At 59.0% G+C, this 17,099-nt stretch carries 15 protein-coding genes; 8 read left to right on the forward strand and 7 right to left on the reverse strand.

All coding sequences use genetic code 11. From position 1 onward, the window contains the following. The first annotated feature begins 214 nt into the window (after positions 1-214). A complete protein-coding gene (locus EV561_RS37985) occupies positions 215-583 on the forward strand; it encodes an MgtC/SapB family protein (RefSeq protein ID WP_245512955.1) in 369 nt (122 codons plus the stop codon). Positions 584-616: 33 nt separating this feature from the next. After that, positions 617-919 (forward strand): hypothetical protein, encoded by a 303-nt coding sequence (locus EV561_RS37990; protein ID WP_245512957.1) that lies wholly within the window; start codon positions 617-619, stop codon positions 917-919. A 324-nt stretch (positions 920-1,243) separates the two neighbouring features. On the opposite strand, the gene EV561_RS26815 is transcribed toward EV561_RS37990, so the two are convergent. Beyond that, positions 1,244-2,707 (reverse strand): DHA2 family efflux MFS transporter permease subunit, encoded by a 1,464-nt coding sequence (locus EV561_RS26815; RefSeq protein WP_245512959.1) that lies wholly within the window; start codon positions 2,705-2,707, stop codon positions 1,244-1,246. A gap of 440 nt (positions 2,708-3,147) precedes the next feature. Between EV561_RS26815 and EV561_RS26820 the strand changes: the two genes are divergently transcribed. After that, positions 3,148-3,945 carry a FadR/GntR family transcriptional regulator gene (locus EV561_RS26820; protein ID WP_132526244.1) on the forward strand — a complete coding sequence of 266 codons (798 nt, stop codon included), beginning with the start codon at positions 3,148-3,150 and terminating at the stop codon, positions 3,943-3,945. Between the two features lie 30 nt (positions 3,946-3,975). Here the strand turns inward: EV561_RS26820 and EV561_RS26825 are convergent, their stop codons facing one another. Further along, positions 3,976-5,469 (reverse strand): MDR family MFS transporter, encoded by a 1,494-nt coding sequence (locus EV561_RS26825; RefSeq protein ID WP_132526246.1) that lies wholly within the window; start codon positions 5,467-5,469, stop codon positions 3,976-3,978. 552 nt (positions 5,470-6,021) lie between these two features. On the opposite strand from EV561_RS26825, the gene EV561_RS26835 reads away from it, so the two are divergent. Continuing rightward, positions 6,022-6,654: a DUF1062 domain-containing protein gene (locus EV561_RS26835; protein ID WP_132526250.1), complete on the forward strand. Its 633-nt coding sequence runs from the start codon at positions 6,022-6,024 to the stop codon at positions 6,652-6,654. A gap of 95 nt (positions 6,655-6,749) precedes the next feature. Here the strand turns inward: EV561_RS26835 and EV561_RS26840 are convergent, their stop codons facing one another. Then, positions 6,750-8,177 (reverse strand): aldehyde dehydrogenase family protein, encoded by a 1,428-nt coding sequence (locus EV561_RS26840; RefSeq protein WP_132526252.1) that lies wholly within the window; start codon positions 8,175-8,177, stop codon positions 6,750-6,752. Between the two features lie 108 nt (positions 8,178-8,285). Here EV561_RS26840 and EV561_RS26845 point away from each other — a divergent pair, with 108 nt between their 5' ends. From EV561_RS26845 to EV561_RS26855, 3 genes are all read left to right on the forward strand, one after another. Next, positions 8,286-9,194 (forward strand): LysR family transcriptional regulator, encoded by a 909-nt coding sequence (locus EV561_RS26845; protein WP_132526254.1) that lies wholly within the window; start codon positions 8,286-8,288, stop codon positions 9,192-9,194. 137 nt (positions 9,195-9,331) lie between these two features. Continuing rightward, positions 9,332-10,042 (forward strand): TfuA-like protein, encoded by a 711-nt coding sequence (locus EV561_RS26850; RefSeq protein ID WP_132526256.1) that lies wholly within the window; start codon positions 9,332-9,334, stop codon positions 10,040-10,042. Between the two features lie 66 nt (positions 10,043-10,108). Further along, on the forward strand, positions 10,109-11,296 hold the full coding sequence (locus tag EV561_RS26855) for a YcaO-like family protein (protein WP_132526258.1): 1,188 nt from the start codon (positions 10,109-10,111) through the stop codon (positions 11,294-11,296). Positions 11,297-11,321: 25 nt separating this feature from the next. On the opposite strand, the gene EV561_RS26860 is transcribed toward EV561_RS26855, so the two are convergent. Further along, positions 11,322-13,616 carry a heavy metal translocating P-type ATPase gene (locus EV561_RS26860; RefSeq protein ID WP_132526260.1) on the reverse strand — a complete coding sequence of 765 codons (2,295 nt, stop codon included), beginning with the start codon at positions 13,614-13,616 and terminating at the stop codon, positions 11,322-11,324. A 72-nt stretch (positions 13,617-13,688) separates the two neighbouring features. Between EV561_RS26860 and EV561_RS26865 the strand changes: the two genes are divergently transcribed. Next, positions 13,689-14,111 (forward strand): helix-turn-helix domain-containing protein, encoded by a 423-nt coding sequence (locus EV561_RS26865; RefSeq protein ID WP_132526262.1) that lies wholly within the window; start codon positions 13,689-13,691, stop codon positions 14,109-14,111. Between the two features lie 23 nt (positions 14,112-14,134). Here EV561_RS26865 and ugpC read toward each other — a convergent pair whose 3' ends face one another. From ugpC to EV561_RS26880, 3 genes are read right to left on the reverse strand one after another with little or no spacing between them, the layout of a single operon-like run. Then, positions 14,135-15,220 carry a sn-glycerol-3-phosphate ABC transporter ATP-binding protein UgpC gene (ugpC, locus tag EV561_RS26870; protein WP_132526264.1) on the reverse strand — a complete coding sequence of 362 codons (1,086 nt, stop codon included), beginning with the start codon at positions 15,218-15,220 and terminating at the stop codon, positions 14,135-14,137. Between the two features lie 18 nt (positions 15,221-15,238). Beyond that, entirely contained in the window at positions 15,239-16,117 is an 879-nt protein-coding gene (locus EV561_RS26875; protein WP_132526464.1) for a carbohydrate ABC transporter permease, read from the reverse strand. Positions 16,118-16,146: 29 nt separating this feature from the next. After that, complete coding sequence (locus EV561_RS26880) at positions 16,147-17,034, reverse strand: sugar ABC transporter permease (protein ID WP_132526266.1); 888 nt, start codon at positions 17,032-17,034, stop codon at positions 16,147-16,149. Positions 17,035-17,099 lie beyond the last annotated feature (65 nt).

Here is a 17,099-nt window from a genome sequence, read left to right on the forward strand (position 1 = left end):
TTCAACCTGCTACCACCCTTGGGACGAGGGATATTCCGTTGCCGTTATATAACTCCGGCTGGGGCCGCAAAATGCTGTCTGACCTATTCCCTGCGGAAAATCGCGAGATTCCGACCCCAACGCCAATCGAAAGGCGGACGCGTCAGACAAGTTATCTCTCCCAGACGATAAGGCTCACGTCAGACGGGCCAATGGAAGGCGGGAGGAGAGATACATGCCGCTTCATCCGACATGGGAAGATCTTTCGTTGCGGTTGCTTCTGACCGTTATCGCGGGCGCATTTGTTGGCCTTAACAGGGAGGTCGACGGACACCCGGCCGGCTTGCGCACGACAATCCTCGTCAGTGTTGCGGCCTGCATCACGATGATACAGGCAAATCTCCTGCTTTCCACCGAGGGCAAGAGCCCTGTCTCCTTCACTTCTATGGATGTGCTGCGCTTCCCGCTGGGCGTTCTGACCGGTGTCGGCTTCATCGGAGGCGGTGCCATTCTCCGGCGCGGAAATCTGGTGACGGGCATCACGATAGCGGCCACGCTTTGGGTCACGACTGCCATCGGCCTTTGCTTGGGGGGCGGGCAATGAGGCATCGGCATCGCCGCAACAGCCATTACCCTTATGACGCTATGGCTTCTCAAATGGCTTGAAATCCACGTTCCTCGTCAGCAGCGCGCTTCCCTGTCACTTGTCGTTGGCAGCGAGGAGGCGATACCGGATCTTTCCGACCCGCTTGAAAGCGCCCAATGGAAAACACGATTTGTCAGCCGAAAACGGCAGGCGGAAACCGGAAGAGATATCGTCTCCTATGAGGTCCGCTGGCGAGATGGAGACTGGCATACGCCGCCTCGTGCCTTGCAGGGACAGGTCGCAACGCGTTATCCGATCGAGGCGTTCGACGTCACCGCGGAGCCGGGGCATTGAGAACGCGATTCACCACTCGTTTATAAATTTCCAATATTTAATTTAGGAAAGCCTTGCGCAAGAATATCGAAGTATAACGCCATTGACAGGCAGGGAGCCTGTTACATTTAACCCTGGCGATAAACATGAGATATGTAGATGGCCTATGATTGGACCGGTCAGCGAACACGCCGGATAAGACTGATTCGTGCCACGGCGGTGGTGATACTATTGATGCTGCTACTAGGCGTACCCGCACTTCTTCTGCGCTAGCATCGTCTGCAGATATAATTCCTCATCGAAAACAGTCAGGTCCGGCAAGCCGGGTCTGTGATCTCCAGAAACCTATGCAGCTTTCCTTGCACCCGGTTTGGGCTTGCGGGAGACATTGTCGCCTGCCTTCGGGTCGAGCGACAGGCAGTCGACAATGCCAAGAAGGGCGATCAAGCCCAGCATGACAAATGTCAGTCGATATTCGATACCGGTCACACCGGCGAGACCTATCTGACCGGCGACGACCTGCCCTATCCGGATACCGATGGCTCCGACGGCAATGCCCATGCCCATGGTGAGCTGAAAGGCTGTGCTGAAAAGCGTATTGGCACCTGTCATCTGCTGAGGAGGAATATCGGCAAAAGCGATGGTGTTCAGCGCTGTGAAATGCATCGAACGGCACATGCCGCCGATGAAGAGAATGGGCAATATGAACCAGAGCGGCGTATCAGGCGAAAACAATGCGCAGGCCGCGATCAGAACTGCATTGATGAGGCCATTCACTATCAGCACGGGCTTGAAGCCAAACCGCCTCAGGATTGGCGTCGTCCCCGGCTTCATCGCGAGATTGCCGGCAAAGACCGCAAGGGTCAGCAATCCGGCGTGAAAGGCCGTCAGGCCAAAGCCGACCTGCAGCATAATGGGAAGCAGGAAAGGAACTGCGCCGATCGCAATGCGGAAGAGCGAGCCGCCGGCGATGGTGACCGCGAATGTCTTCTTCTTCAGGCCGACAAGCTCCACGAGCGGATGCTCGGTGCGCATGAAATGAACGGTTGCTACGGCGAGCAGGACGGCTCCGACAATGAGATAGCCTCCAGCCTCAACCCACACAGGATCCGGCCTGCCGATCAATTCCAGACCATACATAAAGCCAGCGAGGCCCAGCCCGCTGACAACAAAGCCGGTCCAGTCGAAAGGCCGGCGATCTGTGCGCATGATATTCGGAATGAGGATCATCGCGAAGACGAACGCCAATATCCCAAGCGGAAGGTTGAGGAAAAAAATCCACCGCCATGTGGCATGGTCGGTGATGAAGCCGCCAAGCGGAGGCCCCAGGATCGGCGCAACCAGCGCCGGCCATGTGATCGTGGCGATGGCCGAGATGAGCTGATCCTTCGGAGTATTGTTGAGGACGACGAGGCGCCCGACCGGTACCATCATTGCCCCGCCGACGCCCTGGAGGATACGCATGGCGACGAACATGCCCACGCCATTCGCGAAGCCGCAGAGAACGGAGGCCACCGTGAACACGATAACCGCTGTAGCGAAGACCGAACGCGCACCGAACCGGTCGCTGATCCAGCCGCTTATCGGAATGAAGATCGCAAGCGTCAGCAAATAGGCGCTCATGCCGATATTGAGATCCACGGGCCTGACGCCGAAGGAGACGGCCATCTGCGGCAAGGCAGTGGCAATGACAGTCCCATCCAGGTTTTCCATGAAGAAGGCGCCGGCGACCAATAATGCGATCAGCAACGACCGGGACGTAGTAGCCGGTGCGGCATTTGCCGGTCGGCGTGCGGGCATGTCAGTCATCAGCGATTATTCCGAATCCGAACGTGGGGTTTCAAGCGGTCTAAGCGCTCCGGGAGCTGTCGAGAGGTATCTTGGCGGGATCACATCAAGATCAAAGCGCGGCAGCCGTCCTGCCATTCCCACAGGGAACAGACGACAAGGCGCCGCAACGCCAACAAACAATGAGTCAGGCCTCGGCGCAAGGGCACAAAGTAGCCTCTTGGGATGAAATTTCCCGTTGAGGGACGCCGATGGCGACAAACCACTGACGGATGTGCTGGATTCATCTGAGGTGTTAAAGTCGAATTTGATAATATAATGCCGAATAGTCGAATCGACGCGAACAAACTATGACAGATGGGCTCATCCGCCGGATGGGCGTGAGGGAAAGTGGAGCAAAGCGATCAGGAGCCGTAGTTTCGCCCGCGACGATTTTCGATCGACAACGAAGGGGACGAGCCATGAAATACGGCCTTGATGCGATGCCGGCACAGACCGCAGGCTTCGAAACACGATCGATCATCACCCAGTCGCCATTCGATGGTTACGTGCGAAAATACGGCACTATCCCGCGCAGGGGCATTTTCGGCTTTTTCGTACATGAACTCGGCCGGCGGATTGTCGGGGGTGAATATCCGGTCGGCTCCAATCTGCCGAACGAACCGGAGCTGGTCGAGCAATTCGCCATCAGCCGCACGGTCGTTCGCGAGGCGATGAAATGCCTTGCCGGCAAGGGATTGGTGGAGATCAAAACGCGCGTTGGCACCCGCGTGCGGGAGCGATCCTACTGGCATCATCTGGATACCGATGTCATGGTCTGGTATTACGAGACAGGCCCGTCTGTCGAAATCATGAGATCAATCAAGGACCTCCGCAGGGTTCTTGAACCGGAAGCGACGGCGCGAGCCGCAGCGCGGGGCACGAAGGAAGACCTTGCCGCGATCGCCGCCGCCTATGACGACATGGTCGCGTCCATCGGCGATGTGCAGGCCAATGCCGACGCGGACCTTCGCTTCCACACGGCGATCTTCGCGGCGACGAAGAACATGGTCTATGCGCAGCTCATCGATCTCATCGCGGTCGCAATCTATGCCAATCGCACGATGTCGGCCTATGACGAAGTCGCAGAAAGGCAGAAGCGTGCACTCCCCTATCACAAGGCAATCCTTGACGCGATCCTGGCGCGAGATGCCGATGCGGCCGTGAAGGCATCACACGGTCAGCTGGATGCGTGGCGGATCGCAAACGTGGATTTCTAGGCGAGAAGGCCGCGCATCTGCGGCCGGGCCTTAATGGGACATCGCCTCCTGCGCATCGACCTTGGGTCCACGGCGACCGGCGTCGCGAGAAACAGGGATCAGCCATGTGGTAACGAATGTCAGCACCGCAACGACAACGACGCCCCAGAAGGTCCAGTGCAGGGAATGATCGAAGATCGATTGGATCGCAGGATCGCTTGACAGATCGGAGAGGCCGGTCGGCTGGTTGAGAAGATCATGTAGCTTGGTCGCCAGATCACCGCTGTCGAAATGGGCGATGCCGACATTGAGAATGGCGCCCAGAGCAGTCGCGCCGAGCGTATTGCCAAGACTACGCGAGAAGATGATCGAGGCCGTGGCACTGCCGCGCATCGACCACTCCACACTTTCCTGAACCAGAACGATGCTGGTCAGGCTAATGAGACCCATGCCGAAGCCCATCAGGAACGACCCTACACCGGCAAGCACCGGGCTACTCTCTGGCGTCAGGAACAACAGGAAGATGGAGCCAGCAGGGAAAATCACGCTGCCGACCCGCAGCGTCCGCCGTATGCCGAAGTTGCGAAACAGCCGGCTGGACATCATCACGGCGAGTGGCCATCCGACGATCAGCATCGTCAGCGTAAAGCCGGCGACCAGCGGTGAGCGGCCAAGGACGCCCTGTACATAAATGGGCAAGATTGTCGTCAAGCCGATCAACGCCATACCAGCAAGCAATGTCGCTGCATTGCTCGTCGCTATCAGGCGCTGGCTCCACAGGGCAATGGAGATGATCGGCTCCGGCGCCCGACGCTCCTGCATCAGGAAGAGGACGCCGCTTGCTACGAACAGCAATCCGAGACCGCCGAGTATGGTCGCGCCGGAATCGGTCTCCGTCAGGATGACCAGCAGCGAAACGATCGAGATCGAGAAGAGGATGGTGCCGAGATAGTCGATCTTCGCCTCGCGTGGCGTGATCGATTCATGCAGGAAGAGCACGAAGCCGAGAATGGTCAGAAGGCCGATCGGAAGATTGATCCAGAATATCCAGGCCCAAGAGATGTTATCGACGATGATGCCGCCCGCCAGCGGACCGATCACCGCCGATATGGCCCAGACGCTGGCAAGCGCGCCCTGCACCTTTGCGCGCTCTTCGAGCCGGTAGAGATCACCGACGACAGTCATCGTAACCGGCTGGATCGCACCGGCCCCAAGCCCCTGCAACAAACGAAAGGCAATCAGCGACGCCATCGACCAGGCAAAGCCTGCGAGCGCTGAGCCGACGAGGAAGATCAGGATGCCGCCGATCAGGATCGGCTTGCGACCAAAGATATCCGACAGCTTTCCGTAGATCACCGTCGTCGTGGATTGCGCCAGCAGGAACGCCGAAAATACCCAGCTGTAGTAGGTGAAGCCGCCGAGCTGGCCGACAATACGCGGCATGGCCGTCGCGACAATGGTTGCTTCGATCGCAACCATGAACGTCGCCAGCATGATCGAGGCAATGACGAGCGGACGCCTTGAGCGATCGGCCGAGCCAGTCATGATTATTCCTTTCCGCGCAATTTCCTGCCTGATCGTAAACGCATGGGCTGATACAGCAGCCGTCCGGCGGGCGACAAATTTTTGAAGTCATAATGGAGGGCTAAGTGATCGCAAGGCCGGCGGCTCCGACGATCGTTAGGATATGAATGCATCCTTGCACAGCTGGATGTCAACCATCTGACCCTCGTCGTGAAGTTGCGCAAAAGCCGCAACGCCGCAACCTTTGCTTCGACATGTAGGAGACGACTCCATTCCAGACCCGATGTCTGTTATCGCTGCAGTTGAAGAGCATTGGCGCATCGAGGTAGACTTTGCCTAAGTAATAACCGGTCTCAACCCAGTTTCACCCGTACTGCCGGATAGCGACAAGCTGTCGGCGTATGTTTATGTTCATCGGGTGGTGGCAAGAGACCGGTTTGGCATTGTTAAAATGTGCCATGTGCAGCTCCGCTGTCTCAGCTCTTCAGCCGCCCAAAACATCGCCATACCGCGCCCGCAAGGGTTTTCTCATGCACCATCTTGGTGGACTTCCGAACGGAAGACCAACGCGATATGTGCGATACACTTTCGGTCCGGTGGACCATCATCCCCCAAATAGCTCCCCAGCCTTGGACTGCATGTAGCGGATGCGGAGGCCTCAGGGCTTTCCAATCCAGCGGCAAGATTCGGCTGAACGCCAACGGTCGCAAGCTCGATGCGTGGCTTATCTATAAGTGCTTGACCTGCGAGAAGACATGGAACCGGCCAATCTTTGAGCGACAGAATGTCCGTGACATCGATCCTCTCGTCTTTGCAGCGCTACAGTCCAACGATCCACAATGGATCCGGACTGAGAGTTTCAACCTCGAAGCATTGAGGAGCAGGTCGAAGCGTGTCGATGAGTTTTCCGAGTTTGATATCGAAAAGGAGAGGCTATCCGAAACCGGCGATTGGACGAAACTCAAAATCGAGCTGAAGGCCCCATTTCCGATCAGCACGCGTCTTGATCGTCTGCTGGCTTCGGAGCTGAAACTTTCGCGTAAACAGCTCCAAACGCTTCATGACAGAGGAACTCTTAGGTCAAATTCCGACCGCGCCGACATTTTGCGGCGGCGCATTAAAACTGGAACGCAGATAACGATCGACCTCTCTGCCGAAACCAACCGAGAGCAATCTTGGAAGCCTTTAGCGACGGGTAGTCCATAGTAGCTTCGTAGCGAAGGCCTGAAACCTCGGGCCTTCGCTACGTCACGCTTCATGTTCAGCAAAGGTTTCGGCCCATTTTAGCTTCCCGCTACCGGCTACGCGGGCTGGCCTCCAAGTATGGCCTTTGGCTCGAGGTACGCCTCCAGCCCGAAAACACCATACTCTCTGCCGAGACCCGATTGCTTGAACCCGCCAAAGGGAGCAAGCGGCTCATGGGGCGCGCCATTGATCACCACACGTCCTGACTGAATTCGAGCCGCTACCGTTCGAGCATGCTCAGGATTCGAGGATATGACATAGGACTGGAGGCCATAGACGGTATCGTTGGCGATCTCGATCGCCTCCTCCTCGGTGCGATAAGTCAGGACAGCGATGACGGGGCCAAATATCTCTTCTCGCGCAATGGTCATGTCGCTGGTGACGCCTGTGAATACCGTCGGCTTGACGAAGTAGCCACCCGTCACCCCGTCCGGCAGACCCTCGCCGCCGACCAAAAGCTCGGCACCCTCGGCGATACCCGTCGCGATGTAGCGCTCGACGCGCTCGAATTGCTTCCGGCTAACCAGAGGACCGATCGCGGTGCTGGGATCCCTGGGATCGCCGACCTTGATCTTCTCCACCGCCTGCTTGATCAGGGTGTTGAACTCCACGATCCGGTCTTCGGGCACCAGTACACGCGTACCGTTTATGCAAGCCTGACCGCTATTGGCGAAGCCTGCCGAAATCACGTGCGGGATGGCAGCTGCGAGATCCGCATCATCAAGAGTAAGCGTCGGCGATTTGCCGCCCAGTTCCAATGTCACGCGCTTCATCGTTTCCGCGCCCGCACGTATGATCGACTTGCCGACCGTCGTTGAACCCGTGAAGGAAATCTTTGCGACATCGGGATTGGCCGTGAATTCGGCGCCGACGACATCCCCGCGACCGGTGACGATATTGAAGACCCCCGCCGGAAGCCCGGCCCTGTGAAGGCATTCCGTCAGCGCTTGCGTCTGAAGCGCGCTCATCTCGCTTGGCTTGATGACCGCGGTACAGCCAGCCGCTATCGCCATGGAGAGCTTGCTGCAGATGAACCCGTAATTGTTGTTCCATGGCGTAATCAAGCCGACCACGCCCACCGGTTCCATCACAACCTCGGCCGTGCCGATCTGTCGGGCCAGCGGATAGTCCTCCAGTGTCTTCGCGGCATGAAGGAAGGCGTCCGCAGCGTAACGGGCTGTCCAGGCGGCGCGGGCAACCGGCGCACCATATTCCTCGATCGAGATCTCCGCCAGACGCTCGGCATCCGCCAGGACCACATCATGCAGCTGCCGGAGCATGTCGATGCGTTCCTGCTTGGTCGTGCGCGAAGAAGCCGGGAAGGCTTTCTTGGCGGCAGCAATCGCGCGACGCGCGTCTTCCTCGTCCCCCAGCTTCACCTGCGCAATGACCGTGGCGGTAGCGGGGTTGAAGAGATCAAAAAGCTCGCTTCCATGCGGCTCGACGAAGGCGCCGTCGATATAAATCCGGTCGATGACTGGCACTGGCGTGTTCTTTCCCTTTCATTTCATCTTCTCGCTGAAGATATAAGCGGATAGAATTGAACCGATAAGAAAGACAAACCGACACAAGTTATCGTGGAAATCGGGACAATGCGGAAATCTGGATTGATCGAACTGGATGCTGTCGTGACCGTCGCGCGCAAAGGCGGTTTCAGGGCAGCAGCCACGGAACTCGGAATGTCGCCGACAGCACTCAGTCATGCGGTGGCGGCATTGGAGTCACGGCTAGGCGTGCGACTGTTCAATCGCACGACGAGAAGCGTGTCTCTCTCGGAAGCAGGCGAACAATTCATCGCCCGGGTCGCTCCAGCTCTTTCCGAAATCCGCGATGCCATGGAAGGCGTCAACACGCATCGCGACACCCCTGCCGGAACACTGAGACTGAACACCACGGTCGGCGCGGCACATCAGATTCTCGTTCCAGTCGTTCTCGAATATATGAAGCGCTATCCCGACATGCGGGTCGACATTGTCACCGATGCTCAATTGATCGACATCGTTATGGAAGGGTTTGACGCCGGCATCCGCACGATCGACGCCGTCCCGGGCGACATGATCGGCGTGCCCTTCGGTCCGCCGCTTCGTTTCGTGGTTGTCGCTTCGCCCGCCTATCTTGCGGCACGTCCGGCTCCTCGAACACCGGGCGACCTCCTGACGCATCGCTGCATTCGCGCTCGCTGGCCGAGCGGCACGATCTACCGCTGGGAGTTCGAGCGGCGTGCCGAGAAGATGACCATCGATGTGCCGGGTGAACTCACCCTGGATGATTCAACCCTAATGCGCGATGCGGCGCTGGCAGGAGCGGGGCTTGCCTATATGTGGGAAGCCGCCGTTGCTGCCGATACTGATGCAGGACGCCTCGTACGAGTGCTTGACGACTGGACCACGTCTTCGCCTGGCTTCTGTCTCTATTACCCAGGACGCCGCAACGTGCCTGCCGGATTGCGCGCCTTCATAAATCTCATCAGAGAAGTCGATCACGCGCGTGCCGCCGATTGACCTCCCAACGCAAAGGCTGCGGGATTTCGGCTATTTCTGTGGGCATCGCTCCTCTCGCGGTAGCCTTCCATGAACAAAAGGCGCTAACGTGTTGAGCACCGTTGCCAAATGACTTGCTGTTCTAGGGGTCTATGACGATGAAAGTGATCTTCGCCGGCCCGACGCTTCATGGGGTCGATGTCTCCGCAGATACCGGCTTTCGGCTGTTGCCGCCGGCTCGACAGGGAGATGTCTATCGAGCGGTGCAGGACGGCGCCAACGTGATCGGGCTTATCGACGGCGTCTACGAATATGTACCGGCCATCTGGCACAAGGAGATCCTGTTCGGGCTTTCAAAGGGCGTCCGCGTCTTTGGCGGAGCCAGCATGGGGGCTCTGCGAGCGGCGGAATGCGCTGCCTTCGGCATGATAGGTCTCGGCCGTATCTATGAAGACTACGCCAGCGGTGCGCTGGAGGACGATGCCGACGTCGCTCAGGCGCACGGTCCGGCCGAGCTTGGCTTCCTGCCGCTCAGCGAACCGCTGGTGAATGTGAGGGCCACCCTTGGCCATTGCCTTGAAAAACAACTCATCTCTGCCGCGGAACACCAGGAATTGCTGGAGACAGCCGCCTCGATCTTCTTCAAGGAAAGAACCTACCGGCGCGTTCTATCCGCATCTGCCGCTATTCCATCCGAGCGGGCGCGCGAACTCGGCACGATCCTCAAGGAGAATGCCGTTGATCAGAAATTGGCGGACGCACTCGTCCTGATCGCCGCTGTCATTGACGCCCCTGACGAACGAGTGAAGCCACCGGCCGACTGGACATTCGAGAAAACCACCCTCTGGGCCGATATCTTTCCCGATTGAGTTCCGGCCCGATCCGATGCTTTCTCCCCGTTGACAAACAACGTGAACCAGCGGAGTGAAGTACCTGTGAAAATTGAATATTCAGATCGGTCCTTCTCACCTGGAGAGACACTGCGACGCGTGAAGCCATGGCTTGCGAGCTATGGGATTACACGGCTGTCTAGGCTCACGACCCTGGACAGTAACGGGATACCCGTCTGGAACGCGGTCACCCCAAACGCGAAGTCGATCGTCATCAATCAAGGGAAAGGCATTACGGATATCGACGCGAAGGTTTCCGCTGCCATGGAAGCTTTGGAACGCGCCGTTGCCTGCGCTCCAGATGTCGAGACCGTCACTGGAAGCTGGAGAGCATTGGCCGAATCTGGACACAATCTCGATCCTCTTCCCGGCCTGGTCGCGATCGGCAAAGACGATGTTGGTCCTCAGGATCAACTTGAATGGGTAAAGGGTGTCGACCTGATTGGCGGCCGAGAGACCTTCGTTCCCCTTGAGGCCGTCACGCTGGATCGGACCCGGTTCGAAAATCGCTTCTGGCAGTCCTCGGACGGACTGGCGTCCGGCAATACGCACAATGAGGCGACACTTCACGGGTTGCTCGAGCGCATCGAGCGGGACGCCTATGTGCTTTGGCAGGTCACTCCGATAGCAAAGGCGCTGGAGCGCAGCATCGACCCTCACGCTTTTGATGATCCCATCATAGAGGGCCTGCTGCAAAGATTGGAGCGGACGGGCCTGAGGTTGCGGCTGTTCGACATCACGAGCGATATCGGCATCCCCTGCTACCTGGCATTGCTAGCGCCTACAGACGTTTTGGAGCGGAAACAGCCGAGATTTCTCGATGTCACGCATGGAAGCGGTGCGCACCCCAATCCCATCCGTGCCGCCATCCGCGCCATTACAGAGACGGCACAGTCGAGATTGACGTTCATTAGCGGTGCGCGCGACGACATCGATCCCGACAGCTTCAGTCACCCTCTCCCCGAAACAACGCGGCGCAGTCTGACGGCGAAACCCGGACCGGCTGAGATAAGAGAACCGCCACCTGTTCACGGCGCCGACGCGCTTCTAGATTTCACCCTTGATCGCCTGAAACGGGCAGGCGTCACATCAGCAATTGCGGTCTCCTTGACGGCGAAGGATCTCCCCTTCTCCGTCGTCAAGGTGCTCGTGCCGCAACTTGAAAACCCCGATGGTGCGCGCAAGCGCAGGTTCGGAGAAAGGGCGATCTCCCAGCAGCTCAAACTATTCTGAGCGGGCGTGCCGCCAGCACCAGACGTCAGGCCTTGGCCGAAATAGGTCTTAGCAGGCGCAGCGCATTCATCGTTACCAATACGGTCGCGCCCGTATCCGCAAGGATGGCAGGCCAGAGGCCGGTTATGCCAGCGATTGTAGTGACCAGGAAGACCGCCTTCAGCCCCAGAGCGGTGGTGATGTTCTGGGTGATGTTGCGCATGGTCCGCTTCGAAAGGTCGATCATCTGCGCCACGTCGCCCACACGTCCGTGAAGCACGGCTGCATCGGCAGTCTCAAGCGCGACATCCGTGCCGCCGCCCATGGCAATTCCGACGTCGGCCGCGGCCAATGCGGGCGCATCATTGATGCCATCGCCGACCTTGGCAACGACATAGCCTTCCCTCTTCAATTCCCCAACAATGCGCTGCTTATCTTCCGGCATCAGCTCGGCGCGCACGTCGATATCCAGCGCCGTTGCAATCGCCTGCGCGGTGCGCCTGTTATCGCCCGTCAGCATCACGATCTTGATGCCGGCATCCTTCAGCACCGCCAAGCCAGCAGCGGCATCTGCCCGCGGCTCGTCACGCATTGCGATCAGGCCGGAGACGACATCGTTGATCAACAGCATTGATACACTCTTGCCCTCGTCGTTCAGAACCGCGATCTGCCGCTCCATGTCCGCTTCGAAAGCACCGAGCTCACGCGCGGCAGAGGGAGACAGAAGAGAGAGCTTTTCGCCGCCGACCTTGCCGGTGACGCCCTTGCCGGGAATAGCGCTGATCTCGAATGCAGGTGGCACCGGCACTCCATCGCTCTTGGCGCGATCGAGGATCGCGAGCGCGAGCGGATGGCTGGACGCGCCTTCAAGCACGGCAGCGCGGGACAGCACCTGCGCCTCCGTTCGCCCGAAGCCGACGATATCGGTCACTCTCGGCTTGCCCTCGGTGAGCGTTCCCGTCTTGTCCAGCGCCACCGCTGTTATCTTGCCCAGCATCTCCAGAACCGCGCCGCCCTTCAGCAACAGCCCGCGCCGCGCGCCTGACGACAGCGAGGCTGCGATTGCGGCAGGTGTCGAAATGACGAGAGCGCAGGGGCAACCGATCAGAAGGATTGCCAGGCCCTTGTATATCCATTCGTTCCATGAGGAGCCAAAGACGAGCGGCGGCAGCACGGCCACCAGCGCCGCGACGACCACGACGCCCGGCGTGTAGTAGCGAGAAAAGCGATCGATGAAGCGCTCGGTCGGTGCCTTGGATTCCTGCGCCTCCTCGACGAGGCGAACGACGCGAGCAATCGTGTTGTCGGCAGCAGCGGCGGTCACGCGTATGCGCAATGCTGCATCTCCGTTGACCGTGCCGGCAAAGACCGTATCATCGACACCCTTGCGCACGGGCGTGCTTTCGCCCGTCACCGGAGCCTCGTCGATGGCGCTTTCACCGGACAGAATGACGCCATCCGCCGAGATGCGATCGCCGGGTCGAACAAGGATGACAGAGCCGACGGCAAGGCTTTCGGCCGGCACTTCGCGCATCTGCCCGTTCTCTTCAAGAAGCGCGCTCTTGGGGACCAGGCTGGTCAGCGATTGAATGCTCGCGCGTGCCTTACGCGCAGCCACGCCCTCCAGCAATTCACCGACCAGGAAGAGGAAGACGACCGTGGCGGCCTCTTCGCTTGCGTGGATAATGACCGCGCCGACGGCTGCTATCGTCATCAACATCTCGATCGAAAATGGCGTGCCGGCAAGGGCTGCCGCAAAGGCCCGCCGCGCGATCGGGACGAGACCGACCAGCATTGCGACGACAAAAGCATAGGGCGCGACCACCGGAACGAGATGGCCGACGACATAGGCCGCGACCAGCGCCAGCCCTGAAAAGATCGTCAACTGACCCTTCTTGCTCTGCCACCAGGGGCCAGCCATCGGCGCATCATCGTGGCCATGAAGGCCCTCGACTTCTACCGCCGGATGCTGATGGTGCTCATGGGCGTGGTTATGCTCGTGATGGTGACCGTGACCTTCGTGATCACCATGATCATGGTCATGATCGTGGTGGTCATCGCAGCAGGCGGCATGATCGTCGGTCTCGCCTCTCCCAGCCTCTTGAGCAGTTGTATCAGCCGCCCCGCTGAAAAGGGCAACAGAATAACCAAGACCGGTCACCCGCTTTTCGATCACAGAGAGATCGCTGCCGTCGTGCTTCACAGTCATCGTGCCCGCCACGACGGAAACGGAGACATCCGTGACGCCGGGGACACGCCGAACCGCGGTGTCGATCTTGGACGCGCAGGCAGCGCAGTCCATGCCGCCAACCCTGTATTTCGTCTGTGCCGCTTCAGCCATGATCCGTTTCCTTGCTAAAGTGAGGCCTCTTTCCTACATCCTCTAGCGACTAGAGGTGCAAGAGGAAAAATCATGAAAAAGATCACGATCGGCGAAGCCGCACGGCAAAGCGGCGTGAAAGTACCGACCATCCGCTACTACGAGGGCATCGGACTGCTTCCCGCCCCCAGCCGCAGCGAGGGCAACCAGCGCTCCTACGAACCTTCCGACCTCGACCGTCTCGCCTTCATCCGCCATGCCCGCGAGCTTGGCTTCGAAGTGGAGTCCATCCGCACGCTTCTGAGCCTACAGGACAATCCGGGCCAATCCTGCTCCTCGGCGGATGCCATTGCCAAGGCAAGGCTCATCGAAGTGGAGCAGCGCATTCGCAGCCTTTTGGCCCTAAAAGCAGAACTCGAAGTCATGGTCGAGGGCTGCGGTCACGGCCGCGTCGACCAGTGCCGGGTCATCGAGGTACTGGCCGACCACGGCAAATGCATGCATCCGCATCACTGACCCTGCATCCCTCACTGACAAAGTCAGAGCCTTACGCCGTCTTCGCCGAAGAGTGACGACAAGGCCGGCTGGAAATAGACAGGCTGCTCGCTATTGAGATCCACTGTCTCGTCGGCATCGATGCGGATCGACATCGTCTCCTTGCCGACCTGCCCCCAGACGAGATTGTCCGAACCCATCGGCTCGACGATGGAGAAAGTGGCGGGAAGACTGGAGGTCTTTCCGTTCGAAGCGGCAAATAGCATCTGCTCTGGCCGAATTCCAAGCGTTGCCGGCCGCCCCTCGCCCGGACTCTCCGCGAACTCGTAACCGGAAAGATCGATCCTGCGCTGGTCCGCCAGTACGAAGGTGGGTGAACCGGCCTCACTGACAACCCGACCCGACAGGAAATTCATCGCCGGTGAGCCGACGAAACCGGCAACGAAGCGGTTGACCGGCCGGCGGTAAATCTCCTTGGGCGTTGCGAATTGCTGAACGACACCGCCGCTCATGACGGCGATCCGGTCGGCAAGCGTCAACGCCTCGATCTGGTCATGGGTCACGTAGATCATCGTCGAGCCGAGCTCGGCGTGAAGCCGCTTCAGCTCCACGCGCAGCTCCGTTCGCAACTTGGCATCGAGGTTGGACAGCGGCTCGTCGAAGAGGAAGACGTCGACATCGCGGACCAGCGCGCGGCCGATCGCAACGCGCTGGCGCTGGCCCCCGGATAGCTCGCTGGGACGCCGCTTCCGCAAAGCGCCGATCTGGAGAATCTGCGCTGCCCGGTTGACGCGGGCTTCGATCTCTTCCTTCGCCATGCCGGCAATCCGCAAGCCGAAGGACAGATTGCCTTCGACCGTCATCGTCGGATAGAGCGCATAGGATTGGAACACCATGCCGATACCGCGATCCTTCGGCTCCTCCCAGGTCACGTTCTTGTCGCCGATCCAGATCTGACCGTCGCTGACATCGATCAACCCCGCGACTGCATTAAGCAAGGTGGACTTGCCGCAACCCGAAGGGCCGAGAAGGACGACGAACTCGCCCGTCTCGATCTCCAGGTTCAGGCTCTTCAGAACATTGAGGCTGCCGAAGTCGATCGCGAGATCACGAATGGAAACATGAGCCATATATCATTCCTTGACCTATTATCCCTTGACCGCACCTGACGTGATGCCACGAACGAACCAGCGCCCTGAGCCGAAATAGACGATGAGCGGGACCAGCGCCGTCAGAATGGTCGCCGCCATATTGACGTTGTAGAGTTTCTCGCCCTGCGTCGAATTGACGATATTGTTGAGCTGCACCGTCATCGGCAGGTTCTCGCGGCCTGCAAAGACCACGCCGAAGAGGAAGTCGTTCCAGATACCTGTCACCTGCAGGATTGCCGCAACCACCAGGATTGGCGCGGACATGGGCAGCATCAGCCGGAAGAAGATCTGCCAAAGACCGGCTCCATCGACGCGCGCCGCTTTGAAAAGCTCAAGCGGCAGGCTGGCATAATAGTTGCGGAAGAGCAGCGTCAGCACCGGCAGGCCGAAGACCGTGTGGGTGATGATGATGCAGGGGAGCGTCGAGTAGATGCCGATCGCCGCGTAGAGCCGAACGAGCGGATAGATGAAGACCTGATAGGGAATGAAGGCGCCGAGCAGCAGGATCGCAAACAGCACGTTTGCACCACGCACCCGCCAGAAGGACAACGCGTAGCCCGTAAGCGATGCGATGAAGATCGACAGGATCATGCTCGGGATCAGGATTTTCACCGAATTCCAGAAGCCGACGCGGATACCGCCGCAATCGAGGCCCGTGCAGGCCGAACTCCAGGCCTGAATCCATGCATCGAGGGAGAAGGCTTGCGGGAAGGAAAAGATGTTGCCCTGGCGGATTTCCGGCATGGACTTCAGCGAGGTCATGATCATCACGTAGAGCGGCAGCAGGAAAAAGATCGCCGCCATGACGAGGAAGACATAGAGGCCGATGCGCCCGGGCGACAGATGCTGGGGCTTGCGCCCGGTCGGGCCAGACATGACAGGCTTAACGGAATCAACCACAGCCATCAATTTGATCCTCTCGGCTTTTCGCGGAAATATTCGTAGTAGAGCCAGGGCGTGACCAGGATCACGACGACGACGAACATGAAGCTCGATGCCGAGGTCGCGAGGCCGATATTGGCGCGGCCGAAGAGATAGTCCATGATGAACTTGCCAGGTACTTCGGTCGATATCCCAGGCCCGCCGCCCGTCGTGGAGAGCACGAGTTCGTAGACCCTTACGACGGCGATCGCCAGCAGCACGCTGGCCGTAATGATCGTCGGTCGCAGGATCGGGATAACGATGTGGAGATAGACGCGCCATGTCGGAATGCCGTCGATGCGCGACGCCTTCCATATCTCGTTGTCGACGCCGCGCAGGCCCGAGAGCATGATCGCCATGACGAGGCCCGAGGACTGCCAGACGCCGGCAAGGACGACGACATAAATCGCGAGATCGCTTCGCACGATCCAGTCGAAATGGATCCAGGTGATGCCCCACATTTCAGCCGTGCGTTGGATGCCGAGCGTCGGGTTCATGATCCACTGCCACACCAAGCCGGTCACGATGAAGGACATGGCGAAGGGATAGAGAAAGATCGTCCTGAACGTGTTTTCGAAGCGGACTTTCTGATCGAGCGCCACGGCTAGCAAGAAGCCGAGGATAAGACAGCCCGCAATGAAGAGGACGCCGAAGATGATGAGGTTTTCGAGCGACACTATCCAGCGGGCCGTGTTGAACAGCCGGTCGTACTGGCGCCATCCGATGAAGCTATTGACCGGCAGCAGCTTCGAGTCGGTGAAGGATATCCAGATATTCCAGACAACCGTCACGACATAGGCGAGCAGCACGATCACGAAAGCCGGAAAAAGAGCGACATAGGCAGAAAGCTGCCGCTTGCGCATGGACTTCATGGTTTCGATTCCTCCTCCACATCACGAAAGTCGGCGGCAGGTTGGCCTGCCGCCGCATGGATGTC

It is taken from the genome of Rhizobium sp. BK376, from assembly GCF_004341625.1.
Classification (GTDB): Bacteria; Pseudomonadota; Alphaproteobacteria; order Rhizobiales; family Rhizobiaceae; genus Rhizobium.

Coding starts and splice junctions, on each gene's coding strand:
- EV561_RS26815 (WP_245512959.1), bottom strand. CDS start 2,707: ATGACTGACATGCCCGCACGCCGACCGGCAAATGCCGCACCGGCTACT.
- EV561_RS37985 (WP_245512955.1), top strand. CDS start 215: ATGCCGCTTCATCCGACATGGGAAGATCTTTCGTTGCGGTTGCTTCTG.
- EV561_RS26875 (WP_132526464.1), bottom strand. CDS start 16,117: ATGTCTGGCCCGACCGGGCGCAAGCCCCAGCATCTGTCGCCCGGGCGC.
- EV561_RS26880 (WP_132526266.1), bottom strand. CDS start 17,034: ATGAAGTCCATGCGCAAGCGGCAGCTTTCTGCCTATGTCGCTCTTTTT.
- EV561_RS26850 (WP_132526256.1), top strand. CDS start 9,332: ATGAAAGTGATCTTCGCCGGCCCGACGCTTCATGGGGTCGATGTCTCC.
- EV561_RS26825 (WP_132526246.1), bottom strand. CDS start 5,469: ATGACTGGCTCGGCCGATCGCTCAAGGCGTCCGCTCGTCATTGCCTCG.
- ugpC (WP_132526264.1), bottom strand. CDS start 15,220: ATGGCTCATGTTTCCATTCGTGATCTCGCGATCGACTTCGGCAGCCTC.
- EV561_RS26860 (WP_132526260.1), bottom strand. CDS start 13,616: ATGGCTGAAGCGGCACAGACGAAATACAGGGTTGGCGGCATGGACTGC.
- EV561_RS26835 (WP_132526250.1), top strand. CDS start 6,022: ATGTGCGATACACTTTCGGTCCGGTGGACCATCATCCCCCAAATAGCT.
- EV561_RS26845 (WP_132526254.1), top strand. CDS start 8,286: ATGCGGAAATCTGGATTGATCGAACTGGATGCTGTCGTGACCGTCGCG.
- EV561_RS37990 (WP_245512957.1), top strand. CDS start 617: ATGACGCTATGGCTTCTCAAATGGCTTGAAATCCACGTTCCTCGTCAG.
- EV561_RS26820 (WP_132526244.1), top strand. CDS start 3,148: ATGAAATACGGCCTTGATGCGATGCCGGCACAGACCGCAGGCTTCGAA.
- EV561_RS26865 (WP_132526262.1), top strand. CDS start 13,689: ATGAAAAAGATCACGATCGGCGAAGCCGCACGGCAAAGCGGCGTGAAA.